General features: G+C 70.5%; 22 protein-coding genes. 12 read left to right on the top strand and 10 right to left on the bottom strand.

All coding sequences use genetic code 11. From position 1 onward, the window contains the following. Positions 1 to 222: 222 nt before the first annotated feature. The 9 genes from rng to upp all read right to left on the bottom strand — a co-directional run bounded on the left by rng (position 223) and on the right by upp (position 8,239). The gene (gene rng / locus BpN12_RS28800; RefSeq protein ID WP_198251512.1) at positions 223 to 1,692 is read right to left on the bottom strand and encodes a ribonuclease G; all 1,470 of its coding nucleotides are present in this window, start codon (positions 1,690 to 1,692) and stop codon (positions 223 to 225) included. 7 nt (positions 1,693 to 1,699) lie between these two features. Then, positions 1,700 to 2,335 carry a Maf family protein gene (locus tag BpN12_RS28795; protein ID WP_042626707.1) on the bottom strand — a complete coding sequence of 212 codons (636 nt, stop codon included), beginning with the start codon at positions 2,333 to 2,335 and terminating at the stop codon, positions 1,700 to 1,702. A gap of 46 nt (positions 2,336 to 2,381) precedes the next feature. Further along, complete coding sequence (gene rlmH, locus BpN12_RS28790) at positions 2,382 to 2,852, bottom strand: 23S rRNA (pseudouridine(1915)-N(3))-methyltransferase RlmH (RefSeq protein WP_246795560.1); 471 nt, start codon at positions 2,850 to 2,852, stop codon at positions 2,382 to 2,384. Between the two features lie 46 nt (positions 2,853 to 2,898). Beyond that, positions 2,899 to 3,348: a ribosome silencing factor gene (rsfS, locus tag BpN12_RS28785; protein WP_246795559.1), complete on the bottom strand. Its 450-nt coding sequence runs from the start codon at positions 3,346 to 3,348 to the stop codon at positions 2,899 to 2,901. Between the two features lies 1 nt (position 3,349). Next, positions 3,350 to 4,111 (bottom strand): nicotinate-nucleotide adenylyltransferase, encoded by a 762-nt coding sequence (locus BpN12_RS28780; RefSeq protein ID WP_246795558.1) that lies wholly within the window; start codon positions 4,109 to 4,111, stop codon positions 3,350 to 3,352. Further along, positions 4,102 to 5,025, bottom strand: a complete 924-nt coding sequence (hemF, locus tag BpN12_RS28775) for an oxygen-dependent coproporphyrinogen oxidase (RefSeq protein ID WP_246795557.1) — start codon at positions 5,023 to 5,025, stop codon at positions 4,102 to 4,104. The genes BpN12_RS28780 and hemF overlap by 10 nt, the downstream gene beginning before the upstream one ends. Before the next feature lie 163 nt (positions 5,026 to 5,188). Continuing rightward, positions 5,189 to 6,466 (bottom strand): phosphoribosylamine--glycine ligase, encoded by a 1,278-nt coding sequence (gene purD, locus BpN12_RS28770; RefSeq protein ID WP_246795556.1) that lies wholly within the window; start codon positions 6,464 to 6,466, stop codon positions 5,189 to 5,191. A 107-nt stretch (positions 6,467 to 6,573) separates the two neighbouring features. Then, complete coding sequence (locus tag BpN12_RS28765) at positions 6,574 to 7,302, bottom strand: YebC/PmpR family DNA-binding transcriptional regulator (protein ID WP_042625639.1); 729 nt, start codon at positions 7,300 to 7,302, stop codon at positions 6,574 to 6,576. Between the two features lie 286 nt (positions 7,303 to 7,588). Then, positions 7,589 to 8,239, bottom strand: coding sequence for a uracil phosphoribosyltransferase (gene upp / locus BpN12_RS28760; protein ID WP_246795555.1), 651 nt, complete (start codon positions 8,237 to 8,239; stop codon positions 7,589 to 7,591). Positions 8,240 to 8,490: 251 nt separating this feature from the next. Here upp and BpN12_RS28755 point away from each other — a divergent pair, with 251 nt between their 5' ends. Then, the gene (locus tag BpN12_RS28755) at positions 8,491 to 9,270 is read left to right on the top strand and encodes an SDR family oxidoreductase (protein WP_246795554.1); all 780 of its coding nucleotides are present in this window, start codon (positions 8,491 to 8,493) and stop codon (positions 9,268 to 9,270) included. A 128-nt stretch (positions 9,271 to 9,398) separates the two neighbouring features. Beyond that, positions 9,399 to 9,791: a methylglyoxal synthase gene (locus BpN12_RS28750; protein ID WP_246795553.1), complete on the top strand. Its 393-nt coding sequence runs from the start codon at positions 9,399 to 9,401 to the stop codon at positions 9,789 to 9,791. A gap of 78 nt (positions 9,792 to 9,869) precedes the next feature. On the opposite strand, the gene BpN12_RS28745 is transcribed toward BpN12_RS28750, so the two are convergent. After that, on the bottom strand, positions 9,870 to 10,286 hold the full coding sequence (locus tag BpN12_RS28745; protein ID WP_246795552.1) for a hypothetical protein: 417 nt from the start codon (positions 10,284 to 10,286) through the stop codon (positions 9,870 to 9,872). Positions 10,287 to 10,628: 342 nt separating this feature from the next. Between BpN12_RS28745 and BpN12_RS28740 the strand changes: the two genes are divergently transcribed. The 10 genes from BpN12_RS28740 to BpN12_RS28695 all read left to right on the top strand — a co-directional run bounded on the left by BpN12_RS28740 (position 10,629) and on the right by BpN12_RS28695 (position 24,405). Then, positions 10,629 to 11,603, top strand: a complete 975-nt coding sequence (locus BpN12_RS28740; protein ID WP_246795551.1) for a quinone oxidoreductase family protein — start codon at positions 10,629 to 10,631, stop codon at positions 11,601 to 11,603. Between the two features lie 276 nt (positions 11,604 to 11,879). Next, complete coding sequence (gene kdpF / locus BpN12_RS28735; protein ID WP_042625632.1) at positions 11,880 to 11,972, top strand: K(+)-transporting ATPase subunit F; 93 nt, start codon at positions 11,880 to 11,882, stop codon at positions 11,970 to 11,972. After that, complete coding sequence (gene kdpA, locus BpN12_RS28730) at positions 11,969 to 13,777, top strand: potassium-transporting ATPase subunit KdpA (RefSeq protein WP_246795550.1); 1,809 nt, start codon at positions 11,969 to 11,971, stop codon at positions 13,775 to 13,777. Before kdpF ends, kdpA begins: the two co-directional genes overlap by 4 nt. 98 nt (positions 13,778 to 13,875) lie before the next feature. Further along, positions 13,876 to 15,960: a potassium-transporting ATPase subunit KdpB gene (kdpB, locus tag BpN12_RS28725; RefSeq protein ID WP_246795549.1), complete on the top strand. Its 2,085-nt coding sequence runs from the start codon at positions 13,876 to 13,878 to the stop codon at positions 15,958 to 15,960. 13 nt (positions 15,961 to 15,973) lie between these two features. Then, on the top strand, positions 15,974 to 16,558 hold the full coding sequence (gene kdpC / locus BpN12_RS28720) for a potassium-transporting ATPase subunit KdpC (RefSeq protein WP_246795548.1): 585 nt from the start codon (positions 15,974 to 15,976) through the stop codon (positions 16,556 to 16,558). 160 nt (positions 16,559 to 16,718) lie between these two features. Next, on the top strand, positions 16,719 to 19,730 hold the full coding sequence (locus BpN12_RS28715) for a sensor histidine kinase (protein WP_246795547.1): 3,012 nt from the start codon (positions 16,719 to 16,721) through the stop codon (positions 19,728 to 19,730). Further along, positions 19,723 to 20,421, top strand: coding sequence for a two-component system response regulator KdpE (gene kdpE / locus BpN12_RS28710; RefSeq protein WP_246795546.1), 699 nt, complete (start codon positions 19,723 to 19,725; stop codon positions 20,419 to 20,421). The genes BpN12_RS28715 and kdpE overlap by 8 nt, the downstream gene beginning before the upstream one ends. 284 nt (positions 20,422 to 20,705) lie before the next feature. Then, a complete protein-coding gene (locus tag BpN12_RS28705; RefSeq protein ID WP_246795545.1) occupies positions 20,706 to 21,026 on the top strand; it encodes a DMT family transporter in 321 nt (106 codons plus the stop codon). Between the two features lie 194 nt (positions 21,027 to 21,220). Continuing rightward, entirely contained in the window at positions 21,221 to 21,838 is a 618-nt protein-coding gene (locus BpN12_RS28700) for a DUF4126 domain-containing protein (RefSeq protein ID WP_246795544.1), read from the top strand. A 41-nt stretch (positions 21,839 to 21,879) separates the two neighbouring features. Next, a complete protein-coding gene (locus BpN12_RS28695; protein ID WP_425306379.1) occupies positions 21,880 to 24,405 on the top strand; it encodes an ABC transporter permease in 2,526 nt (841 codons plus the stop codon). Positions 24,406 to 24,436 lie beyond the last annotated feature (31 nt).

The following is a 24,436-nucleotide window of genomic DNA, read 5'->3' as shown; positions in this document are numbered from 1 at the left end:
GCGCCGGGTCGGTGGGCGTGTCCTTCAGGTTGTATTTTAGGGGAGGCGGGCCGCGAGCGGCGACGGCGGGAATTGCAACATTTTGTTGGTGTGCGCGGCAGGTCGGGCGAGTTTGCGTTTGCCGGAAACCGTCGCCGCCGTCTTGGCCGGGTGAAACAACAAACTCGCTACCTGGCTACAGGCAGGCATGCCATGGTGATTCGATTGGCAATGAACCCAACCCTACATCAGCACGATATCGTACTGCTCCTGACTCAAATTCGACTCCACCTGCAGCGACACCGGCTTGCCGATGAAATCGATCAGCATCGCCAGATGCTGCGACTCCTCGTCGAGAAACAGATCGATCACCTGCTGCGAAGCAATCACGCGAAACTCGCGCGGATTGAACTGCCGCGATTCCCGCAGAATCTCGCGCAGCACGTCATAGCAAACCGTCCGCGACGTCTTCACCTGCCCCTTGCCCATGCAGACCGGGCAAGGCTCGCACAGCACGTGCGCGAGCGATTCGCGCGTGCGCTTGCGCGTCATCTCCACCAGCCCCAGTTGCGAGAACCCGTTCACCGTCACGCGCGTGCGGTCCCGCGACAGCGCCTTCTTCAGCTCGCCGAGCACGGCCTCGCGATGCTCGGCGTTCTCCATGTCGATGAAGTCGATGATGATGATCCCGCCCAGATTGCGCAGCCGCAGCTGCCGCGCGATCGTATGCGCGGCCTCGAGGTTGGTCTTGAAGATCGTGTCGTCGAAGTTGCGCGCACCGACGTAGCCGCCGGTGTTGACGTCGATCGTCGTCATCGCCTCGGTCTGGTCGATCATCAGGTAGCCGCCCGACTTCAGGTCGACGCGCCGCGACAGCGCACGCTGGATCTCGCTCTCGATGCTGTAGAGGTCGAACAGCGGCCGCTCGCCGGTGTAGTGGTGCAGGCGCGCGCTGACGGCGGGCGTGAACTCGGTGGCGAAGGTCGAGAGCCGCGCGAAGGTCTCGCGCGAATCGACCTGGATCTTGCTGGTGTCGTCGTTGGCGAAGTCGCGCAGCACGCGCTGCGCGAGGTCGAGGTCCTGATAGAGCAGGCTGGTGGCCGGCAGCCGCTGCGCCTGCGCGACGATGGTGGTCCAGGTCTTGCGCAGGTAGGCGACGTCGGCGCCGAGCTCTTCGGCCGTGGCGTCCTCGGCGATGGTCCGCACGATGTAGCCGCCTTTTTCCTCGGGCGGGATCACGGCGGTCAGCCGCGCGCGCACGGCCTCGCGCTCGGCCTCGCTCTCGATCTTCTGCGAGATGCCGATGTGCGGCTCCTGCGGCAGATAGACGAGCGTGCGCCCGGCAATGCTGACCTGCGTCGACAACCGTGCGCCCTTGGTGCCGATCGGGTCCTTGATCACCTGCACCATCAGCGTCTGGCCTTCGAACACGGTCTTCTCGATCGGCGGGTGCGGCACGCTCGCGTGCGGGTCGCCGGGCGGCCGCGGCTGCCAGATGTCGGCCACGTGCAGGAACGCGGCGCGCTCGAGGCCGATGTCGATGAACGCCGACTGCATGCCCGGCAGCACGCGCACCACCTTGCCGAGATAGATGTTGCCGACCCGCCCGCGCGACAGCGTGCGCTCGACGTGAAGCTCCTGTACCGCGCCTTGCTGCACGAGCGCGACCCGCGTTTCCTGCGGCGTGATGTTGATCAGGATTTCTTCGTTCATGGTGGGCTCAGAAGGCGACGCGCGCCGCGCGCAGCAGCGCGGCGGTCTCAAAAAGGGGCAGACCCATGATACCCGAATGCGATCCGTCGATCCGCTCGACGAACTCGGCCGCGCGGCCCTGGATCGCGTAGGCGCCGGCCTTGCCGAACGGCTCGCCGCTCGCCACGTAGCGCGCCAGCGCGTCGGCGGCGACCGGCCCGAACTGCACGACGGAACGCGACAGCGCGGGCATCAGCGGCTTGCCGTCGGCATCGACCACGGCCAGCGCGGTCAGCACCTCGTGCTTGCGGCCGGCCAGGCGCGCGAGCATCGAGAGCGCGTCGTCGGCGGAGGCGGGCTTGCCGAGGATCGCGCCGTCCACCGCGACGGTGGTGTCGGCCACCAGCACGGGCGCGGCGGGCAGCGCGCTGGTCACGAGCCGGGCGCGTGCGGCATCGGCCTTGGCGGCGCACACGCGCACCACGTAGTCCTCGGGCAGCTCGCCGGGCAGCTCGGCCTCGAGCGCCTCGGCGTCCTCGTCGGGGCGCGGCAGCAGCAGTTCGAAGCTCACGCCGAGCTGGCGCAGCAGCTCCTGCCGGCGCGGGCTCTGCGAGGCGAGATAGACGAACGGATAGGTCGAATCGGGCAGGAGGCGGTCGGACATCGTCAGGGTTCTCGGTGGCCGCATGACGAGTCGCGAACGCGGCGCGTCATGCTCGGTGGTAGGGATGATTCTGCGTGATGCTCCACGCGCGGTAAAGCTGCTCGGCCAGCAGCACGCGCACCATGCCGTGCGGCAGCGTGAGGCTGGAGATCCGCAGCAGCAGGTCGGCGCGCGCCTTCAGTTCGGGGTCGAGCCCGTCGGCGCCGCCGATCACGAACGCGACGTCGCGGCCGTCCTGCTGCCAGCCGGGCAGCGCCTGCGCGAGCTGCATCGAGGTCCAGTCGCGGCCGCGCTCGTCGAGCGCGACCACGCGCGCGTTTTTCGGCAGCGCGGCTTCGATCCTGGTCTTCTCGGCCGCCATCACGCTCTCGGCGCTGCGGCCGCCCGAGCGCAGTTCGGGCTTGATCTCGCGCAGCTCGAGCCGCAGCTCGGGCGGCATCCGCTTCGCGTATTCGTCGAAACCGGTGGACACCCAGCCGGGCATCTTGTGGCCGACCGCGACGATGTGCAGCTTCATGGCGTGACTTCAGCGCGTGGGCGCGACGGCAGCGGCGCAGCCGTGCTCAACGGCGCCGCGCGGGCGTCTTGCGCGCGGTGGTGCGCGCGGCGGGTGCGTTGTCCTCGTCGCTGCCGTCGTCGTCGGAGGCGCGCGCGATGCCGCCGGCGCTGCCGCCGAGCTTCATGCGCACCGGCTTGTCGCCCCAGATCTCCTCGAGGTTGTAGTACTGGCGCAGCGCCGGCTGCAGGATGTGGACCACGGCGTCGCCGCAGTCGACCAGCACCCATTCGCCGGTGTCCTCGCCCTCGGAGCTGACGACGTCGCCGCCGGCGGCCTTCACCTGCTCGCGCACGTTCGAGGCGAGCGCCTTGGTCTGGCGGTTGGAGGTGCCGCTCGCGACGATCACGCGGTCGAACAGCTCGGTCAGATGGCTGGTGTTGAACACCTTGATGTCTTGCGCCTTGACGTCTTCGAGGGCGTCGACGATCACACGCTGCAGTTTGCGGATATCCATGTCAGGGATGGTAGAGACGATGTTGAAGAATATAGTTCCAGACGGCGGCGGGCACGTGTTCGGCCTCCGCATCCGGTACCCGGGCACGGCGCGCGATGCATTCGCGCAGGTGCGCGCGGATGTCGGTCGCGGCGATGTCGAACGCGAGCGTGGTGTCCACCAGCACGTGGCCGGCGGGGCTGGATTGCAACGCGGCGGCCTCGGCGCGACGCGGCGCGATCTCGGCCGCCACGGCGGGCGAGGCGGCGGTCAGGTCGAAGCCGGGCCGCGTGGCGATGCAGACGTGCGCGAGCGAGAACAGCAGGCGCCAGTCGCGCCACGTGTCGAGCCGCACCAGCTGGTCGGCGCCGATCACGAGCGACAGCGAGGCGTCGGGGCCGACGCGCTCGCGCCAGCGCGCGAGCGTCTCGGCCGTGTAGGTCGGGCCGTCGTGCTCGATCTCGTCGGTGGCCACGGTCACGGCCACGCCGGGCAGGTCGAGCGACGGCGCGGCGGCGCGCGTCATCGCGAGCCGGTGCTCGGCGGCCGACACGTCGCGCTTCTGGTACGGCTGGCCGGCCGGCAGCAGCACGAGTTCGGTCAGCGCGAGTTCGCCGGCGAAGCGCCGCGCGAGCGCCAGGTGGCCGTCGTGGATCGGGTCGAACGTGCCGCCGAGGATGCCGATGCGGCGCGCCAGCGGGGTCGGTCGGGCTTGAGTATCCAGAACGCGTCCTTTCGGGTCGGGGCCGGCGCCCGGGGACGCCGGCGGGCGGCTCACAGCCATTCGCGCGGCACCAGGAATTCGCCGAGGCGCGCCTCGGGCGTACCCGGCTCGGGCTGCCAGTCGTAGCGCCAGCTCGCGGCGGGCGGCATCGACATCAGGATCGACTCGGTGCGTCCGCCGCTTTGCAGGCCGAACAGCGTGCCGCGGTCGAACACCAGGTTGAACTCGACGTAGCGGCCGCGCCGGTAGGCCTGGAAGTCGCGTTCGCGCTCGCCGTAGGGCGTATCGCGGTGGCGCTCGACGATCGGCAGGTAGGCGCCGACGAACGCGTCGCCGACGCTTTGCATCAGCGCGAACGAGCGCTCGAAGCCGGGCTCCGACAGATCGTCGAAGAAGATCCCGCCGATGCCGCGCGTCTCGTTGCGGTGCTTCAGGAAGAAGTACTCGTCGCACCACTGCTTGTAGCGCGGATAGTATTCGGCGCCGAACGGCGCGAGCGCGTCGCGGCAGGTGCGATGGAAATGGCGCGCGTCGTCCTCGTCGGGATAGAACGGCGTCAGGTCCATGCCGCCGCCGAACCAGAACACCGGTGCTTCGCCGGCCCGGGTCGCCACGAACATGCGCACGTTCATGTGGACGGTCGGGCAGTACGGATTGCGCGGATGCAGCACCAGCGACACGCCGAGCGCCTCGAAGCCGCGCCCCGCGAGCTGCGGGCGCGCCGCGCTCGCCGACGGCGGCAGCGTGTCGCCGGCCACGGCCGAGAAGCCGATCCCGGCGCGCTCGAAGCACCGGCCGTTCTCGAGGATGCGCGTGCAGCCGCCGCCGCGCAGCCGCTCCTCCGGCCCGCGCTGCCACGTGTGGCTGGCGAGCGGCGTGCCGTCGAACGCGCCGAGCGCGTCGGCGATGCGGGTTTGCAGCGCCTCGAGATAGCTGCGCACGCGGTTGACGTCGAAATTCGAATCGCTGGTCATGGGGTCGGAAAGGGGGCGCGGTGGTATCCGCTGGCTCGCTCGGCTCCGGCTCGGGCCGATTGCCGCGATTGTAGACCTTTCGGCCGGCGCGTCCGGCTCGCGGGCGCGCCATGAAAAACGCCGCCCGGGCGCACGCGGGCGCGCCGGGCGGCGGCTCGGTGCCTCAACCCTGCTTGCGGGCGAGCGCGCGGTGGCCGATGTCGCGGCGGTATTGCATGCCTTCGAAGTGGATCTGGTTGATCGCGTCGTAGGCGGCCTGCTGCGCGCCGCGGACCGAATCGGACAGCCCGACCACGCACAGCACGCGGCCACCCGAGGTCACGAGCTTGTCGCCGTCGAACGTGGTGCCGGCATGGAACGTGACCGCGTGCGCGGTTTCTTCGGGGATGCCGTTGATCCGGTCGCCCTTGCGCGGCGCGTCGGGATAGCCGTGCGCGGCCAGCACCACGCCGAGCGCGGTGCGGCGGTCCCAGTCGAGCTCGACGGTGTCGAGCGTGCCGGCGATCGCCTGCTCGACCACCTTCGAGAAGTCGCTCTTCAGGCGCGCCATGATCGGCTGCGTTTCCGGGTCGCCCATCCGGCAGTTGAATTCCAGCGTGCGCGGATTGCCGTCCTTGTCGATCATCAGGCCCGCGTACAGGAAGCCGGTGAAGCGGATGCCGTCGTTCTCCATGCCGCGCACGGTCGGCATGATGATCTCGCGCATCACGCGCGCATGCATCTGCGGCGTGACGATCGGGGCCGGCGAATAGGCGCCCATGCCGCCCGTGTTGGGGCCGCGGTCGCCGTCGAGCAGGCGCTTGTGGTCCTGGCTGGAAGCGAGCGCGAGCGCATGCTTGCCGTCCACCATCACGATGAAGCTGGCTTCCTCGCCGTCGAGGAATTCCTCGATCACGACGCGCGCGCCGGCATCGCCGAGCTTGTTGCCCGACAGCATCATGTCGACGGCCTCGTGCGCTTCTTCCAGCGACATCGCCACCACCACGCCCTTGCCGGCCGCGAGGCCGTCGGCCTTGACCACGATCGGCGCGCCCTTGGCGTCGATATAGGCGTGTGCGGCGGCCGCGTCGGTGAAGGTTTCGTATTCGGCGGTCGGGATGCCGTGGCGCTTCATGAACGCCTTGGCGAAGTCCTTCGAGCTTTCGAGCTGCGCGGCTTCGCGAGTCGGGCCGAACACCTTCAGGCCGCGCGAGCGGAAGTGGTTGACGATGCCGGCGGCGAGCGGCGCTTCCGGGCCGACCAGCGTGAACGCCACCTGCTCGGCCTCGGCGAAGTCGGCCAGGTCGTCGAGCGAGGTCAGTTCGATGTTCTTCAGGCGCGCGTCCTGCGCGGTGCCGCCGTTGCCGGGCGCAACGTAGACGGTCTGGACGCGCGGCGACTGGGCGAGTTTCCAGGCGAGCGCGTGTTCGCGGCCGCCGGAACCGACGACGAGTAGTTTCATGGGATTCCCCGCAGACTAGAAAATGGGGCGGCCGGCGCGCCTCGGGCGGGCCGGCCGCGGAACCTGACGCCGGCCGCCTTTCACCCGAAAGACGGACCGGCGCGCGTTCATTCGTCGACGATGACCGCGTTCGTGTAGACCTCCTGGACGTCGTCGAGGTCTTCGAGCACGTCGAGGAGCTTCTGCATCTTCACGGCGTCGTCGCCCGTGAATTCCACTTCGTTCTGCGGCTTCATCGTCACTTCGGCGAGTTCGGCCTTGAAGCCGGCCGCCTCCAGCGCGTCCTTGACCTGCGAGAACGCCTGCCAGTCGCAGAGCACCTCGATGCTGCCGTCCTCGTTGGTGTTGACGTCGTCGGCACCGGCCTCGAGCGCCGCTTCCATCAGCGAGTCCTCGGACGTGCCGGGCGCGAACAGGAACTGGCCGACGTGATCGAACATGAACGCCACCGAGCCGTCGGTGCCCATGTTGCCGCCGTACTTCGAGAACGCGTGGCGCACTTCCGCGACGGTCCGCACGCGGTTGTCGGTCATGGTGTCGACGATGATCGCCGCGCCGCCGATGCCGTAGCCCTCGTAGCGGATTTCCTCGTAGTTCGCGCCGTCCGCGCCGCCCACGCCGCGATCGATCGCGCGCTTGACGTTGTCCTTCGGCATGTTCGCGTCGGCCGCCTTGTCGACCGCCAGGCGCAGGCGCGGGTTCGAGTTCGCGTCGCCGCCGCCCAGGCGTGCCGCCACCTGGATTTCCTTGATCAGGCGCGTCCAGACCTTGCCGCGCTTCGCGTCGGCCGCTGCCTTCTTATGCTTGATGTTGGCCCATTTGGAATGACCAGCCATACCAGTTCTCCGTCGCCCGCGCCGTGCGGCGGGCGTGTCTTAAGCGATGTGTTGCGGTGCGTTGTGGCGCGGTGCCGCGAGAAGTCGTTGGTTCGCGTGTCGGCCCGCTCGCGCGGCATCGTGTGCCGGGGGCGGGGCCGGCCCGCCAGGGGCCGGGAACGCGAAGCACGCGATTTTACCATGCGGCGAAGCGCGCGCCGGGCGGGGGTGGGCGTTCACATACGCCATGCGGGGCCGGGTTGCGCGCGCCGCCACCGTGGCCGACCGGGGCTGACGGGGCCGCGGCTCAGTTCTTGGTGCCGAACAGCCGGTCGCCGGCGTCGCCCAAGCCCGGCACGATGTAGGCGTGCTCGTTCAGGTGCGAATCGAGCGAGGCCACGTAGACCTTCACGTCCGGATGCGCGTCCTGGAACACCTGGATGCCTTCGGGCGCGGCCACCAGCGCGAGGAACAGAATGCGCCCGCCCGGCACCTGGCGGCGCTTGAGCACGTCCACGGCGTGGACCGCCGAGTAGCCGGTGGCGATCATCGGATCGCAGAGGATGAAGGTGCGGTCCTCGAGGTCGGGCAGGCGCACCAGGTATTCGACCGGGCGGTGGTCGTCGGCGCGGTAGACGCCGATGTGGCCGACGCGCGCCGACGGCACCAGGTCGAGCAGGCCGTCCGACATGCCGATCCCGGCGCGCAGCACCGGCACGATCGCCACCTTCTTGCCCGCGATCACCGGTGCGTCGATCTCGACCAGCGGGGTCTCGACCCGTTTCGTCGTGATCGGCAGGTTGCGCGTGATCTCGTAGCCCATCAGCAGCGTGATCTCGCGCAGCAGCTCGCGGAACGTGCGCGTGGAGGTGTCCTTGTCGCGCATGTGGGTGAGTTTGTGCTGGATCAGCGGGTGATCGAGGATGAAAAGGTTCGGAAAGCGGCTGTCCTGGGTCATGACGGGCGACGGGCGGCGGAAAAGGGATTCATCGGATTCGGCTGCCGCCTGCATGGCAGCGCGGCAATGGCGCAAGTTTACCGAAGATGCCGGGGCGCGATCCGGATATTATCGACGTTTCGTGCGCGGGCGACGGCGGCCGGGGCCGGCGGGATCGGGCCGGAACGATCGGGCCGGAGCGGTCGGCGTTCCCCGCGCGATTCGTCGCGTTTCGGTGCGGCCCGGCCGCCCGCTTACCAGGACAGACTCGAATGGATCTCGGCATCGCAGGACGGACCGCGCTCGTGTGCGCGGCCAGCAAGGGACTCGGACGCGGTTGCGCGCAGGCGCTGGCGGCCGAGGGCGTGAAGCTCGTGATCGTCGCGCGCACGCAGGCGACGCTCGACGCCACCGCGGCGCAGATCCGCGAGGCCACCGGCGCCGAGGTGACGGCCGTGGCCTGCGACATCACCACGGCCGCCGGCCGCGAGGCGGCGCTCGCCGCGTGCCCGCAGCCCGACATCCTCGTGACCAACGCGGGCGGCCCGCCGCCCGGCGACTTCCGCGATTTCTCGCGCGACGACTGGATTCGCGCGATCGACGCGAACATGCTCACGCCGATCGAGCTGATCCGCGCCACCGTGGACGGCATGATCGCGCGCCGCTTCGGGCGCATCGTCAACATCACGAGTTCGGCCGTGAAGGCGCCGATCGACGTGCTCGCGCTGTCCAACGGCGCACGCTCGGGGCTGACGGGCTTCATCGCCGGGCTCTCGCGCAAGGTGGCGGAGCACAACGTGACGATCAACAACCTGCTGCCTGGGCTGTTCGACACCGACCGCATCCAGACCACGCTGGCCGCCTCGGCGAAGGCGGCCGGCAAGCCCGTCGACGAGATGCGCGCGCGCCGCACGCAGGAGATTCCGGCGCGCCGGCTCGGCCAGCCCGACGAGTTCGGCGCGGCCTGCGCGTTCCTCTGCAGCGCGCACGCCGGCTACATCACCGGCCAGAACTGGCTGCTCGACGGCGGCGCATACCCGGGCACGTTCTGATCCGCCGGCCCGGGCCGCGGGTCCGGGCCGCGGGTCCGGCTACCCGCCCGCCGTCCGGGCGGGCCGTTTTCCGGGGCGGCGGCGCATGCCGTGCAGCTCCGGCCCATCGCTTCACAGGACTCCCCCGCATGAACGCACCCCGTATTGCGCTGATCGCGCACGATGCGAAGAAGGATGAAATCGTCGCGCTGACCGGCGCCTATCGCGACACGCTCGCGCGCTGCGAGCTGGTTGCGACCGGCACCACGGGCGGCCGGATCGCGAGCGCACACGGCCTGGAGGTGGAACGCAAGCTGTCGGGACCGCTCGGCGGCGACCAGCAGATCGGCGCCGAGCTGGCCTCGGGCCGCGTCCATCTGGTGGTGTTCCTGCGCGATCCGATGACGGCGCAGCCGCACGATCCCGATATCAACGCGCTGGTGCGCGTCTGCGACGTCCACGACGTGCCGGTGGCCACCAACGTGGCGACCGCGCGCGTGCTGCTCGACGACCTGGTGCGGAGAATGGCGCCGCAGGCCTGAGCATGGCCGCGGGATGATCGCGGCCATGGCTGGCCGGGCCGGCGGCCGCTGCCGCCCGGCCAGCCCGGCGCGGTGGCGTCAGTTGACGGTCTGGATCAGCAGCGTCGCCGTGCCCTGGTTGTCGGAGCAGACGTCGTCGCTGACGAACGCGAAGAACGGCGTCGGCGCGGCGTTGTTCACGTCGACGATGGTCGGCTGCTGGATCGAGATCCCGAACATCGCGTTGGCGTTGCCGCCCTGCACCAGCACCGAGTTGATCGGGCACACGCCGGCCAGCACGCAGTTCATCGTGTTCGACGTCAGCGACATCACGTAGCGGCCCGGCGCCAGCGTGAACTGTGCCGGGGTGGCGCCGGAGACGCCGGTGGTCAGGATGTTGGTCAGGCAGTTCTGCTTCGCGTCGATGGTGATCGAGGTGGCGGCTTCGCAGACGAGCGGCGCGAGGGCGAGCGCGACGGTGGCGAACAGGGACGAGAAGCGGGACGAGATGCGCATGTTCGGAATCCTTTGAGTTCGTGATGTTTTCGACGCCCGCGGCGCATGCCCGGGCGCACGGCTCGACGTTGTTCGTGGCGGCCCGCCACGTTTGCTGCCGGAATCGCATGCCGATCGCCGCGCCTCGAGGCGCATCGCCGTCGCCGCATTGATCAGACGATACGATCCTCTGCATTAACGACGCGTTTGAAACGAACTTGAAGTGAACTTGAAGGCGAATCGAAGCGCGCCGATCGCCGGTGCCCCCGCCTGCAGGAAATCCGCCAACGCGCGAGAATCGGACACCCCGTCCCAGGACGGCCGCAGCTTTTCCGAGAACATTCCAACGCAGGAGCACGAGACATGCCGAAAGCAATCCGTTACGACCAGCCGGGCGGCCCGGAAGTGATGAAGTGGGTCGACGTCGAAGTGGGCGAACCGCAGGCGGGCGAGGTGCGCATCCGCCACCATGCGGTCGGCCTCAACTACATCGATGTCTATTTCCGCAACGGGCTCTATCCGCAGCCGCTGCCGGGCGGTCTCGGCCAGGAGGGCGCGGGCGAGGTGGTGGCGGTGGGCGAGGGCGTCACAACGCTGAAGGTGGGCGACCGCGTGGCCTACACCGGCGTGCCGCCCGGCTCGTATGCCGAGGAACGCGTGCTGCCGGCCGCGAAGATCGTCAAGCTGCCCGACGCGATCAGCTACGACGACGCGGCCTCGCTGATGCTGCAGGGCCTGACGGCCCACTACCTGCTGCGCCGCACCTATCCCGTCAAGGCCGGCGACACGATCGTGATCCACGCGGCCGCGGGCGGCGTCGGCCTGATCGCCTGCCAGTGGGCCAAGGCGCTCGGCGCGACGGTGATCGGCACGGTCGGCTCGGACGAGAAGGCCGAACTCGCGAAGGCGCACGGCTGCGATCACCCGATCGTCTACACGCGCGAGAACTTCGCCGAGCGCGTCAAGCAGATCACGGGCGGCGCCGGCGTGCCGGTGGTCTACGACTCGATCGGCAAGGACACCTACCTGCAGTCGCTCGACAGCCTCGCGCCGCTCGGCCTGTTCGTCAGCTTCGGCAACGCGTCGGGGCCGCTGCCGGCGATCGACTCGAAGGAATTCTCGTCGCGCGGCTCGCTGTTCTTCACGCGGCCGACTCTGTTCACCTACATCGCGAAGCGCGAGGATCTCGAACGCGGCGCGGCCGAACTGTTCGCGGCGGTCACCTCGGGCACGGTGAAGACCAACGTCCGCCAGCGCTATCCGCTCGAACGCGTCGCCGACGCGCATCGCGATCTCGAGGCGCGCCGCACCACCGGCTCGACGATCCTGCTGCCGTAAGCCCCGGCACCCGGCATCGGGCTTCCCGCGGCGGCGCCAAGGCGCCGCCGTTTTGCGTTTACAGCGCCGCGTTTACGCGTTTTTTACACCTCCCGCCCGAGCTTTGACCTGCCCTTTACGCGCATTCCCATAACGTTGCATCCGTTCGAACAGGAACACGGAGAACACAACAATGGATGCGCTGTATGTAGGCGGTCTCGCACTGTTTGCGGTGCTGATCGTCGCGCTGGTCGCGGGGTGCGACAAGCTCTCGCAAATGGGTCGCGGGGGGCGGTCATGAACTGGATGCTTTGGCTCGCGGGGCTCGCCACCGCGCTGTTGTTCGCTTATCTGGTCTACGCGCTGCTGCGCGCGGAGGACATCGAATGAACGCGAACAACCTGTTGCAGGCGGGGATCTTCATCGTCGTGCTGCTGGCGCTTGCCGTGCCGGTGGCCGGCTATCTGAGCCGCGTGATGGACGGCTCGTCGCGCGTGGTGCGCGTGTTCGGCCCGCTCGAACGCGCGCTGTATCGCGTGGCCGGCGTGGACCCGGGCGCCGAGATGTCGTGGAAGCACTACGCGCTCGCCGCGATCGCGTTCAACGTGCTCGGCGTGCTGTTCCTCTATCTGCTGCTGCGCATCCAGCAATGGCTGCCCGGCAACCCGCAGCAGTTCGCGCCGATGACGGTGGACGGCGCGTTCAACACGGCGGTCAGCTTCGTCACCAACACGAACTGGCAGGACTATTCGCCCGAGCAGACGGTCAGCTACCTGACGCAGATGCTGGGCCTGACCGTGCAGAACTTCCTGTCGGCGGCCACCGGGATCGTGGTGGTGATCGCGCTGATCCGCGGCTTCGCGCGCCACACGGCGAAGACCATCGGCAACTTCTGGGTCGACCTCACGCGCGTGACGCTCTATGTGCTGCTGCCGATGGCGGCGTTGATCGCCGCGCTGCTGATGAGCCAGGGCGTGATCCAGAACTTCCGCGCGTACACCGACGTGCCGACGCTGCAGGCCTCGAGCTACCCGGCGCCGAAGCTCGACGCGCAGGGCAATCCGCTGAAGGACGCCAAGGGCAACCCGGTGACGGTCGCCACGCCGCTCACCTCGCAGACCATCGCGATGGGGCCGGTCGCCTCGCAGGAAGCGATCAAGATGCTCGGCACCAACGGCGGCGGCTTCTTCAACGGCAACTCCGCGCATCCCTACGAGAACCCGACGCCGTTCTCGAACGTCGTGCAGACGCTGTCGATCCTGATCCTGCCCGCCGCGCTCTGTCTCGTGTTCGGGCGCATGATCGGCGACCGGCGCCAGGGCATCGCGGTGCTGGCGGCGATGACGGTGGCGTTCGCGGTGGCGGTCGGCATCGAGGCGGGCGCCGAGCAGCGCGCGAGCCCGGTGTTCGCGGCGCTGCACGTCGACCAGGGCGCCGGCGCGCGGCAGGCGGGCGGCAACATGGAAGGCAAGGAGACGCGCTTCGGCATCGCCCAGACCAGCCTCTTCGTGGTGGCCACCACCGCCGCCTCGTGCGGCGCCGTGGACGGCGCGCACGATTCGCTGAGCCCGGTCGGCGGGCTGGTGCCGATGCTCCTGATCCAGCTCGGCGAGGTGATCTTCGGCGGGGTCGGCTCCGGGCTCTACGGGATGCTGGTGTTCGCGCTGCTGGCGGTGTTCGTGGCGGGCCTGATGATCGGCCGCACGCCCGAGTACGTCGGCAAGAAGATCGAGGCCTACGAGATGAAGATGGTGTCGATCGTGGTGCTGCTCACGCCGCTGCTGGTGCTGGTCGGTACCTCGATCGCGGTGCTCTCGGCGGCGGGCCGCGCGGGGATCGCGAACCCCGGCCCGCACGGCTTCTCGGAGATCCTCTACGCGTTCAGCTCGGCCGCCAACAACAACGGCAGCGCGTTCGCGGGGCTCACCGTGAGCACGCCGTTCTACAACTGGCTGACCGCGATCGCGATGTGGTTCGGGCGCTTCGGCACGATCGTGCCGGTGCTCGCGATCGCCGGCTCGCTGGCCGCGAAGAAGCGCATCGCCGCCACCAGCGGCACGCTGCCCACGCACGGGCCGCTGTTCGTGGTGCTGCTGCTCGGCTCGGTGCTGCTGGTGGGCGCGCTCACCTACGTGCCGGCGCTCGCGCTCGGCCCCGGCGTCGAGCACCTGATGCTGTTCGCGAACTCGCACTGATCGATCCGGGCCGGGCGGCGCGAGCGCCCCCGGCCCACCCACACAGGTAACGGGAATACGGTATCCGCGCATCGCTCGCGATGCCATCGAGGATCACAATGAATCAACATTCCGCAACGCGATCGATGTTCGACCCGGCGCTGGTGCGCCCGGCGATCGTCGAATCGTTCAAGAAACTCACGCCGCGCACGCAGTTCCGCAATCCGGTGATGTTCTGCGTCTACGTCGGCAGCGTGCTCACCACCATCCTCTGGATCGCCGCGCTCGCGGGCCAGGCCGAGGCGCCGGCCGGCTTCATCCTCGCGGTCACGCTGTGGCTCTGGTTCACGGTGCTGTTCGCGAACTTCGCCGAGGCGCTTGCCGAGGGCCGCTCGAAGGCCCAGGCCGCCTCGCTGCGCAGCGCGAAGAAGGACGTGATGGCCAAGAAGCTCAACGAGCCGCATCCGAAGTCGCCGATCCGCATCACCACCGCCAGCGAGCTGCGCCGCGGCGACGTGGTGCTGGTCGAGGCCGGCGACACGATCCCCGCCGACGGCGAGGTGGTGGACGGCGTCGCCTCGGTCGACGAATCGGCGATCACCGGCGAATCGGCGCCGGTGATCCGCGAATCGGGCGGCGATTTCTCGTCGGTCACGGGCGGCACGCGCGTGCTGTCGGACTGGATCGTCGTGAAGGTCACGGCCAACCCGGGCGAGGCGTTCCTCGACCGGATGATCGCGATGGTGGAAGGCGCCAAGCGCCAGAAGACCCCCAATGAGATCGCGCTGACCATCCTGCTGGTGGCGCTGACGATCGTGATGCTGCTGGCCACCGCCACGCTGCTGCCGTTCTCGATCTTCTCGGTGCAGGCGATGGGCGCGGGCCACGTGGTGACCATCACGGCGCTGGTCGCGCTGCTGGTGTGCCTGATCCCGACCACCATCGGCGGGCTGCTCTCGGCGATCGGCGTGGCCGGCATGAGCCGCATGATGCAGGCCAACGTGATCGCCACCTCGGGGCGCGCGGTCGAGGCGGCCGGCGACGTCGACGTGCTGCTGCTCGACAAGACCGGCACCATCACGCTCGGCAACCGCCAGGCCTCCGCGTTCGTGCCGGCCGCCGGCGTGCCGGAGGAAACGCTGGCCGACGCGGCGCAGCTCTCGTCGCTGGCCGACGAAACGCCCGAGGGCCGCAGCATCGTGGTGCTGGCCAAGACGCGCTTCAACCTGCGCCAGCGCGACATGGCGGCGCTGCGCGCGACCTTCATCGGCTTCTCGGCGCAGACCCGCATGAGCGGCGTGGACCTGCCCGACCGCGAGATCCGCAAGGGCGCGGCCGACGCGATCCGCCACTACGTCGAGGCGCATGGCGCGCGCTTCCCCGAGGACGTGCGGCGCGCCGTGGACGACATCGCGCGGCGCGGCAGCACCCCGCTGGTGGTGGCCGAGCGGCAGGGCGACGCGACCCGCGTGCTCGGCGTGATCGAGCTGAAGGACATCGTGAAGGGCGGCATCAAGGAGCGCTTCGCCGAACTGCGCAGGATGGGCATCAAGACCGTGATGGTGACGGGCGACAACCGGCTCACCGCCGCCGCGATCGCGGCCGAGGCCGGCGTCGACGACTTCCTCGCCGAGGCCACCCCCGAGACCAAGCTCGCGACGATCCGCGAGCACCAGTCGGCGGGGCGCCTGGTGGCGATGACGGGCGACGGCACCAACGACGCGCCGGCGCTCGCGCAGGCCGACGTCGCGGTGGCCATGAACACCGGCACGCAGGCGGCCAAGGAAGCCGGCAACATGGTCGACCTCGATTCGAACCCGACCAAGCTGATCGAGATCGTCGAGATCGGCAAGCAGATGCTGATGACGCGCGGCTCGCTGACGACCTTCTCGATCGCCAACGACGTCGCCAAGTATTTCGCGATCATCCCGGCCGCGTTCGCCACCACCTATCCGCAGCTCGACGCGCTGAACGTGATGCATCTGGCCACGCCGGCCTCGGCGATCATGTCCGCGGTGATCTTCAACGCGCTGATCATCGTGCTGCTGATCCCGCTCGCGCTCAAGGGCGTGCGCTATCGCGCGCTCGGCGCGGCCACGCTGCTGCGCCGCAACCTGCTGGTCTACGGACTCGGCGGGATCCTGGTGCCGTTCGTCGGCATCAAGCTGATCGACATCGTGCTCGCCGCTTTTGGCTGGGTATAAAGGAAGGTTCGTCATGAAGACCCTGATTCGTCCGCTCGTCGTCCTGTTCGCGGTGCTCACCGCCGTCACGGGGCTCGCGTATCCGGCGGTGATGACCGCGTTCGGCTCGGCCGTGTTCCCGTCGCAGGCGGGCGGCAGCCTGATCGAGCTGACCGGCAAGGTGGTCGGCTCCTCGCTGATCGGCCAGCCGTTCGACGCGCCGCAATACTTCTGGGGGCGGCTCTCGGCCACCAGCCCGATGCCGTACAACGCGCAGGGTTCGAGCGCCTCGAACCTCGGCCCGACCAACCCGGCGCTGGCCGACCAGGTCAAGGGCCGGCTCGACGCGCTGAAGGCGGCCGGCACCGATCTCTCGCAGCCGGTGCCGGTGGACCTCGTCACCGCTTCGGGCAGCGGCCTCGATCCGGAGATCAGCCCGGCCGCGGCGGCCTACCAGATCGCGCGCGTCGCGAAGGCGCGCGCGCTGCCGGCCGACGCGGTGCGCCAGCTGGTCGACGCGCATACGCGGGGCCGCCAGTTCGGCCTGTTCGGCGAGCCGCGCGTGAACGTGCTCGAACTGAACCTCGCGCTCGACGCGGGCAAGGCGGCCGCGCACTGAGCCGGCCTGACCTGGGCGATTTGGACGATTGGGGCGGGCTGCCCGGTCGTCCGATGCGGCGCGCCCGGTGCGCGCCGCCTTTTCTTTTTCCGGGGTTTGGCACCACAATGCAGCGACCTTCCACGACGCGCCGCCCGCGACCCGCGGCGGCGCTCCTCGCATGAACCGTCCCGATCCCGACCAGCTTCTCGACAAGCTCCAGCGCGAGGCGGAGAAGCAGCAGCGCGGCCGGCTGAAGATCTTCTTCGGCGCCTCGGCCGGCGTCGGCAAGACCTATGCGATGCTGCGGGCCGCGCGCTCGCGCGCCGACGAGGGCGTCGACGTGCTGGTCGGCATCGTCGAGACGCACGGCCGCCGCGAGACCGCCGAGCTGCTCGACGGGCTCGACCTGCTCGCGCCGCGCATGATCGAGCATCGCGGCCGGCGGCTCGAGGAGTTCGACCTCGACGCGGCGCTCGAACGGCGCCCGCAGCTGGTGCTGGTCGACGAGCTGGCCCACTCGAACCTGCCCGGCACGCGCCACCTGAAGCGCTGGCAGGACGTGCACGAGCTGCTCGACGCCGGTATCGACGTCTACACCACCGTGAACGTCCAGCACCTCGAAAGCCTCAACGACGTGGTCGGCGCGATCACCGGCATCCGTGTCTGGGAGACCGTGCCGGACCGCGTGTTCGACGCGGCCGACGAGGTCACGCTGGTCGACCTGCCGGCCGACGAGCTGCTCGAACGGATGCGCGACGGCAAGGTGTACCTGCCGCAGCAGGCCGAGCGCGCGGTGCGCAACTTCTTCCGCAAGGGCAATCTGATCGCGCTGCGCGAGCTGGCGCTGCGCCGCACCGCCGACCGCGTCGACGCGCAGATGCGCGAGTACCGCGCCGATCGCTCGATCGCGCGCATCTGGCAGGCGCGCGAGCGGCTGCTGGTGTGCGTCGGGCCGGGGCCGGAGGCGCCCACGCTGGTGCGCGCGGCCGCGCGCCTCGCGGCCGGCCTGAAGGCCGACTGGATCGCCGTGTACGTGGAGACGCCGCGCTCGCAGCGGCTCGACGATGCGCGGCGGCGCCGGCCGCTCGATGCGCTGAAGCTCGCGGCCGAGCTCGGCGCCGAGACCGTCACGCTCGCCGGCGGCGACGCGGTGGCCGCGCTGATCGGCTACGCGCAGGTGCGCAACGTCTCGAAGCTGGTGGCGGGCGGCTCGCCGCGCACCGGCGTCGCGCGGCGGCTGGCGCGGCCGTTCGGCGAGCGGCTCGCCGAGCGTGCCGGCGACCTCGACCTGATGCTGCTGCGCACCTCGGCGCAGGACGAGGCGCGCCGCGCGCCGTCCGACGCCGGCGCGCTGGCCTGGCGCGACGCGTTCCTGCGGCTGGCGGGCGAGCGCTCGCCGCCGCGCCACTACGCCGTGGCCGCCGCGATCTGCGCGGTGCTGACCGGCATCGCGAGCCTCGCGCAGACGCGCCTCGACCTGACCAACCTGGTGATGCTGTACCTGCTCGGCGTGGTGTTCAGCGCCGTGCGGCTCGGGCGCGGGCCGGGCGTGATGCAGTCGTTCCTGTCGGTCGCCGCGTTCGATTTCTTCTTCGTGCCGCCGCGCATGTCGCTGTCGGTGTCCGACACGCAATACCTGCTGACTTTCTTCGGCATGCTGCTGACCTCGCTCGTGATCAGCCACCTGACCTCGAGCCTGACGCGCGCGGCGGGCCTGGCCGAGCGGCGCGAGCGCCGCACCGGCGCGATGTACGCGATGGCGCGCGAGCTGGCCGCCGCGCTGACGGCCGAGCAGATCGTCGAGATCGGCAGCCGCCACGTGGCCGAGGTGTTCCGCGCGCGCGTGGCGATGCTGCTGCCCGACGGCGCGGACCAGGTGCGCCAGAAGATCGAGAATCCCGACGAGGCGCTGACGCTGACGGGCGCCGCGCTCGACAGCGACGTCGGGCAGTGGGTCTACGACCAGCAGAAGCCGGCCGGACGCGGCACCGACACGCTGCCGGCCGCGCTCGCGCGATACCTGCCGCTCAAGGCGCCGATGCGCACGCGCGGCGTGCTGGCGGTGGTCACGCAGGACGCGCGCGAGCTCGACATGCCCGAGCAGCAGCGCATGCTCGAGGCGTTCGCCGCGCAGATCGCGCTCGCGCTCGAACGCGTCCATTACGTCGAGATCGCGCGCGATGCGCTCGTCAGCATGGAATCGGAGCGGCTGCGCAACTCGCTGTTGTCGGCGATCTCGCACGACCTGCGCACGCCGCTCACCACCATCGTCGGCTTTTCGTCGATGCTGGCGGGGCTGCACGAGGCGGCGGGGCAGGGCGGCGGCGCGGCCGGGGCTGCCGGCATGGCGGCCACCACGGGTACGGCGGCGGGCACGGCGGCTACCGTGTCAGCCACGGCGGCCGGGGCCGCCGCGAGCCGCGAGCATGAACTCGCCGAGGCGATCCACGACGAGGCGCTGCGCATGACCGGGATCGTCACGAACCTGCTCGACATGGCGCGGCTGCAGGCCGGCAGCCTGCAGCTGAAGCGGCAGTGGTCGCTGCTCGAGGAAACCGTCGGCGCCGCGCTCGCGGCCTGCAAGCGCGTGCTGGCGCGCCATCCGGTGCAGGTGCGGCTGCCGGCCGACCTGCCGCTGTTGCAGACCGACGCGGTGCTGATGGAGCGGCTGTTCGCGAACCTGTTCGAGAACGCGGCGAAGTACACGCCGGCCGGCGCCGCGCTCGTGATCGGCGCCGAGCGCATCGACGAGGACGGCAAGCCGTTCGTGCGCGTCACCGTCGACGATCACGGCCCGGGCCTGCGCGCCGGCATGGAGGCGCGCATCTTCGACAAGTTCACGCGCGGCGAGAAGGAGTCGGCCACGCCCGGCATCGGGCTCGGGCTCGCGATCTGCCGGGCGATCGTCGATGCGCACGGCGGTAGAATCGGCGCACGCAACCGGCTCGCGCCAGACGGCTCGGTGCTCGGCGCGCGATTCTGGTTCACGCTGCCCGTCGATGCGCCGCCGCCCGTGCCCGAAGTCGATGACGCCGGTGAGGTCGAGCAGGCCGATGGAGCCGACGCAGCCGCCGACGATGCCGACCGGAGCGCGGCGGACGAGGGCCAGGCTGCCACCCCCGGCCAGCAGCCCCCTTCGCGCGCCGCCCCCGCCGCTTTCGAACCTCCGCTTACGCCCGACCATGAGTGAACCGACGCTGACCGTCGTCCTGATCGAGGACGAAAAACAGATCCGCCGCTTCGTGCGCACCGCGCTCGAAGCCGAGGGCATCGCCGTGTTCGACGCCGAGACCGGCAAGCAGGGGCTGATCGAGACGGCCACGCGCAAGCCCGACCTGGTGATCGTCGATCTCGGGCTGCCCGACACCGACGGCCTCGACGTGATCCGCGAGCTGCGCGGCTGGTCCGAGCTGCCGGTGATCGTGCTGTCGGCGCGCACGCGCGAGGACGAGAAGGTGGCCGCGCTCGACGCCGGCGCCGACGATTACCTGACCAAGCCGTTCGGCGTGTCCGAGCTGCTGGCGCGGATTCGCGCGCATCTGCGGCGGCGCAACCTCGGCGGCGCGAACGACACGCCGAGCGTGACGTTCGGCGCGATCACCGTGGACCTCGCGCTGCGCGTCGTCACGCGCGCCGGCACGCCCGTGCATCTGACGCCGCTCGAATACCGCCTGCTCGCGACGCTGGTGCGCCACGCGGGCCGCGTGCTGACGCACCGGCAGCTGCTGCGCGACGTCTGGGGGCCGTCGCACGTCGAGAGCCATCACTACCTGCGGATCTACATGGCGCACCTGCGCCAGAAGCTCGAAGCCGATCCGGCGCAGCCGGAACACATCGTCACCGAAACCGGGGTGGGCTACCGGCTGGTCGGCGCGGCCTGAACGGCTGCCGGCCCGGCAGTACCAGGGCATCCGGCAATCCGGCGACGATCCGGTCCCACGCCGTGCGTCGCGATTGCCCCGTCGCGGGGCCGCGGCGCGCCATGTCAGCCGCGCCAGCTGCGCGCCGATCCGGCGCCGATGCTGGCCGCCAGCGCCGTGGCGGGCCCGGGGGACCCGCCCGGCTTTCCGTAATGATTTTGATATAATCGCCGGTCGCATCGGGACGACCCGGTCGCGCCTTTCGATTCACGGGGACGGCCCCGTCTTTTCCCGTGGAGTCCCTCATGTCCTGGATCCTGCTGTTCGTCGCCGGCCTGCTCGAAATCGCCTGGGCGGCCGGCATGAAAACGTCGGAGGGCTTCACGCGCCTCTGGCCTTCCGTGTTCACCGTAGTCACCGCGCTCGGCAGCTTCGCGCTGCTCGCGGTGGCGATGCGCCAGCTGCCGCTCGGCACGGCCTATGCGGTCTGGACCGGCATCGGCGTGGTCGGCGCCTTCGTAGTCGGCATCGTGCTGATGGGCGAGGCCGTCACGTTCATGCGCGTCGCGAGCGCGCTGCTGATCGTGCTTGGCCTGCTCGGCCTGAAAATGACTTCGGGCCACTGAGCCCGCCCGGCCCGCCGCGCGCGTCCCGAGCGCCCGCTCGGCGCTTTCCCGTGCGGTGCGTGCTGCGGCGCGTCTATAATGGGACGACATTTTCCCGGAACGATGCTGCTGGCCGCCCGTCGAGGCACCGGCGGCGCGTCCGCCTCGCCGGCCGCCGCGCCGGCACGCGCGTTCGGCGCGCAAGGAGACCGCTCATGGTCGAGGCCATTTCGCTCGGCGCGGGGCTCGCGTGGGCGAGCGGGCTGCGCCTCTATCTGACGGTGCTGATCGCCGGCGTGCTCGCGCGCACCGGCCTCGTCCACCTGCCCGACACGCTCGCCGCGCTGACTTCCCCGTGGGTGATCGGCGCCGCCGCCGTGCTCGCCATCGCCGAATTCCTCGCCGACAAGATTCCCGCGTTCGATTCGCTCTGGGACGCGATCCACACCTTCATCCGGATTCCGGCCGGCGCGGTGCTGGCCGCCGGCGCGCTCGGCCATGCCGATCCGGCGATGCTGATGGTCGCCGGGCTCGCGGGCGGCACGCTGGCCGGCTCCGCGCACGTCGCGAAGGCCGGCACGCGCGCGCTGATCAACCTGTCGCCCGAGCCGGTGTCGAACTGGATCGCCTCGGCGACCGAGGACGGCCTCGTCTGCGCCGGCCTCGCGCTCGCGTTCTTCGTCCCGCTGCTGTTCCTCTTGCTGATGATCGGCTTCGTCGCGTTTGCCGCGTGGGTGCTGCCACGGCTCTGGCGCGGCGTGTCGGGCGGATTTCGCGGGATGGCGCACCAGATGGTGTCGCGCTTCAATTCACTCGGAGGCAAGCGGGATTGACGACGCAGCATGAGGGAGTTCGCGCCGCACGCGGCGCGCGTCTGGGGCCGGGCGAACTGGTACGGCAATCGATCCGGATGACGATGCGCGACTGGCGCGCGGGCGAGCTGACGCTGCTGGTGCTCGCGCTGGTGCTGGCGGTGGCCGCGCTGACCAGCGTCGGCTTCCTGTCGGACCGGCTGCGCCAGGGGCTCGAGCACGATGCGCGCCAGATGCTCGGCGCCGATTTCGTGGTACGCGGCGACCGCCCCGTCGATCCGTCGTTCGCCGCCGCCGCGCGCGCCGACGGGCTGGCCACGGCCACCACCGCGATCTTCCCGAGCATGGTCGGCGGCACCGGCGCCAACGCGCCGTCGCGGCTCGCCGCCGTCAAGGCCGTCTCGGCCGGCTATCCGCTGCGCGGGCAGGTGGAGATCGCCGGCGCGGCCACCGCGCCGGGCCGCCCGGCTGGCGCGATTCCGGCGCCCGGCACCGTGTGGGCCGATCCGGCGCTGCTCGACGCGCTGCATCTGAAGATCGGCGATCCGGTGCGGGTCGGCCAGCGCAGTTTCACGATCGCCGCGGCGATCACGCGCGAACTCGATCGCGGCTTCTCGTTCGTCAATTTCTCGCCGCGCCTGATGCTGCGCGAGGACGAACTCGCCTCCACCGGCCTGGTCGGCTACGGCAGCCGCGTGACCTATCGGCTGCTGGTGGCCGGCCCCGACGCGGCCGTGGCGCGCTTCGCCGCGCTCGCGCACCAGCGCGTGGACGGCGGCAAGCTGCGCGGCGTGGTGCTCGAATCGCTGCAGGAAGGCCAGCCGCAGGTGCGCGAGACGCTCGACCGTGCCCGCCACTTCCTGACGCTGGTGTCGCTGCTCACGGCGCTGCTCTCGGCGGTGGCGATCGCGATGGCCGCGCAGCGCTACATGCGCCGCCATCTCGACGGCTGCGCCGCGATGCGCTGCCTCGGCACCCGCCAGCGCACGCTCGCGGGCCTGTTTGCGCTCGAATTCGTCGCGATCGGCATCGCCTCGGGCCTGCTTGGCGCGGCGCTCGGCTACGCCGGCCATCTCGCGCTGCTGGCCGCGCTCGGCAGCCTGATCGACGTGGTGCTGCCGCAGCCGGGCATCGCGCCGGCGCTGGTCGGTGTCGGCGCCGGGCTGGTGCTGCTGCTCGGTTTCGCGCTGCCGCCGCTGATGCCGCTCACGCGCGTGCCGCCGGTGCGCGTGCTGCGCCGCGAGTGGGGTGATGAAGGGCGCACCGCCTGGCTCGGCTACGGGCTCGGCGTGGTGCTGTTCGCGGCGCTGCTGATCGCGGCGGCCGGCAACCTGACGCTCGGCCTGATCGTGGCGGGCGGCTTCGCGGGCGGGCTCGTGCTGTTCGCGACGCTGGCCCGCGCGGTGTTGTTCGCGGCGGCGCGCGCGGTGCGCGACGCACGCGTCGGCGCCGGGCTCGGCTGGCGTTACGCGATCGCCTCGCTGCATCGGCGCGGCGCGGCCAGCGCGCTGCAGATCACCGCGCTCGCGCTCGGCCTGATGTGCCTGCTGCTGATCTCGATCACGCGCGACGACCTGGTGGCCGGCTGGCACAAGTCGACGCCGCCCGACGCGCCGAACCAGTTCCTGATCGACATCCAGCCCGACCAGCGGCCCGACGTGGTCCGCTATCTCGCCTCGCAGGGCATCGACGACGCGCCGCTCGAACCGATGGTGCGCGGCCGCCTGATCGCGATCAATGGCCGCGACGTGAACCCCGACAGCTACGCCGACGCGAACGTGCGCCGGCTCGTCGATCGCGAGTTCAACCTGTCGTACACGACCCAGCTGCCCGACGACAACCGCGTCGTCGAGGGGCGCTGGTTCGGCGTCACGTCGAAGCCGCAGGTATCGATCGAGGCGGGGCTCGCGAAGACGCTCGGCGTGAAGCTCGGCGACACGCTGCGCTTCGACGTGACCGGGCTCACCGTGGAGGCACCCGTCACCAGCATCCGCAAGCTCGACTGGGGCACGTTCCGCGTGAACTTCTTCGTGCTGATGCCGCCCGCCGCGCTGGAGGACATGCCGGCGATGTACATCACCAGCTTCCATCTGCCGCCGCAGCGCGCGCGCGTGATCGACGGGCTGATCGCGCGCCAGCCCGGCATCACCGCGATCGACGTCGCGCCGATCCTCGCCCAGGTGCAGCGCGTGCTGCTGCAGGTGGTGGGTGCCGTGCAGCTGCTGTTCGGCTTCACGCTCGCGGCCGGCGTGCTGGTGCTCTACACGGCGCTGGCCGGCAGCCGCGACGAGCGCGTGCGCGAGGCGGCGCTGCTGCGCGCGCTCGGCGCGTCGCGCGCGCAGGTCGGCGCGGTGCAGCGTGCCGAGTTCGTGATCGTCGGCACCCTCGCGGGCGTGTGCGGGGCGCTCGGCGCGCTCGCGATCGGCTGGGTGCTGGCGGTCCAGGTATTCCGGTTCGAGCTCGCGCTCAATCCGTGGGTGGTGCCGGCCGGCATCGTCGCGGGCATCGTCTGCGCGGGCGCGGCGGGCTGGTGGAGCCTGCGCCGCGTACTGGCGCGGCCGGCGCTGCGTTCGTTGCGCGATGCCTGATACCTGACGCGCGGCCTGATACCTGGCCTGA

The sequence above is a fragment of the Burkholderia perseverans genome (assembly GCF_022870505.1).
Lineage (GTDB): Bacteria > Pseudomonadota > Gammaproteobacteria > Burkholderiales > Burkholderiaceae > Burkholderia > Burkholderia plantarii.
This window is presented reverse-complemented; position numbering and strand designations above follow the sequence as displayed.

Excerpts from the sequence above, each read along its gene's own strand:
- kdpF (WP_042625632.1), top strand. The coding sequence starts at position 11,880 with ATGAACTGGATGCTTTGGCTCGCGGGGCTCGCCACCGCGCTGTTGTTC.
- BpN12_RS28765 (WP_042625639.1), bottom strand. The coding sequence starts at position 7,302 with ATGGCTGGTCATTCCAAATGGGCCAACATCAAGCATAAGAAGGCAGCG.
- BpN12_RS28715 (WP_246795547.1), top strand. The coding sequence starts at position 16,719 with ATGAACCGTCCCGATCCCGACCAGCTTCTCGACAAGCTCCAGCGCGAG.
- kdpB (WP_246795549.1), top strand. The coding sequence starts at position 13,876 with ATGAATCAACATTCCGCAACGCGATCGATGTTCGACCCGGCGCTGGTG.
- rsfS (WP_246795559.1), bottom strand. The coding sequence starts at position 3,348 with ATGGATATCCGCAAACTGCAGCGTGTGATCGTCGACGCCCTCGAAGAC.
- kdpE (WP_246795546.1), top strand. The coding sequence starts at position 19,723 with ATGAGTGAACCGACGCTGACCGTCGTCCTGATCGAGGACGAAAAACAG.
- BpN12_RS28750 (WP_246795553.1), top strand. The coding sequence starts at position 9,399 with ATGAACGCACCCCGTATTGCGCTGATCGCGCACGATGCGAAGAAGGAT.
- BpN12_RS28700 (WP_246795544.1), top strand. The coding sequence starts at position 21,221 with ATGGTCGAGGCCATTTCGCTCGGCGCGGGGCTCGCGTGGGCGAGCGGG.
- rng (WP_198251512.1), bottom strand. The coding sequence starts at position 1,692 with ATGAACGAAGAAATCCTGATCAACATCACGCCGCAGGAAACGCGGGTC.
- hemF (WP_246795557.1), bottom strand. The coding sequence starts at position 5,025 with ATGACCAGCGATTCGAATTTCGACGTCAACCGCGTGCGCAGCTATCTC.
- BpN12_RS28780 (WP_246795558.1), bottom strand. The coding sequence starts at position 4,111 with ATGGCTGTGAGCCGCCCGCCGGCGTCCCCGGGCGCCGGCCCCGACCCG.
- BpN12_RS28755 (WP_246795554.1), top strand. The coding sequence starts at position 8,491 with ATGGATCTCGGCATCGCAGGACGGACCGCGCTCGTGTGCGCGGCCAGC.
- BpN12_RS28795 (WP_042626707.1), bottom strand. The coding sequence starts at position 2,335 with ATGTCCGACCGCCTCCTGCCCGATTCGACCTATCCGTTCGTCTATCTC.
- BpN12_RS28745 (WP_246795552.1), bottom strand. The coding sequence starts at position 10,286 with ATGCGCATCTCGTCCCGCTTCTCGTCCCTGTTCGCCACCGTCGCGCTC.
- BpN12_RS28740 (WP_246795551.1), top strand. The coding sequence starts at position 10,629 with ATGCCGAAAGCAATCCGTTACGACCAGCCGGGCGGCCCGGAAGTGATG.
- BpN12_RS28705 (WP_246795545.1), top strand. The coding sequence starts at position 20,706 with ATGTCCTGGATCCTGCTGTTCGTCGCCGGCCTGCTCGAAATCGCCTGG.
- kdpC (WP_246795548.1), top strand. The coding sequence starts at position 15,974 with ATGAAGACCCTGATTCGTCCGCTCGTCGTCCTGTTCGCGGTGCTCACC.
- upp (WP_246795555.1), bottom strand. The coding sequence starts at position 8,239 with ATGACCCAGGACAGCCGCTTTCCGAACCTTTTCATCCTCGATCACCCG.
- purD (WP_246795556.1), bottom strand. The coding sequence starts at position 6,466 with ATGAAACTACTCGTCGTCGGTTCCGGCGGCCGCGAACACGCGCTCGCC.
- kdpA (WP_246795550.1), top strand. The coding sequence starts at position 11,969 with ATGAACGCGAACAACCTGTTGCAGGCGGGGATCTTCATCGTCGTGCTG.
- rlmH (WP_246795560.1), bottom strand. The coding sequence starts at position 2,852 with ATGAAGCTGCACATCGTCGCGGTCGGCCACAAGATGCCCGGCTGGGTG.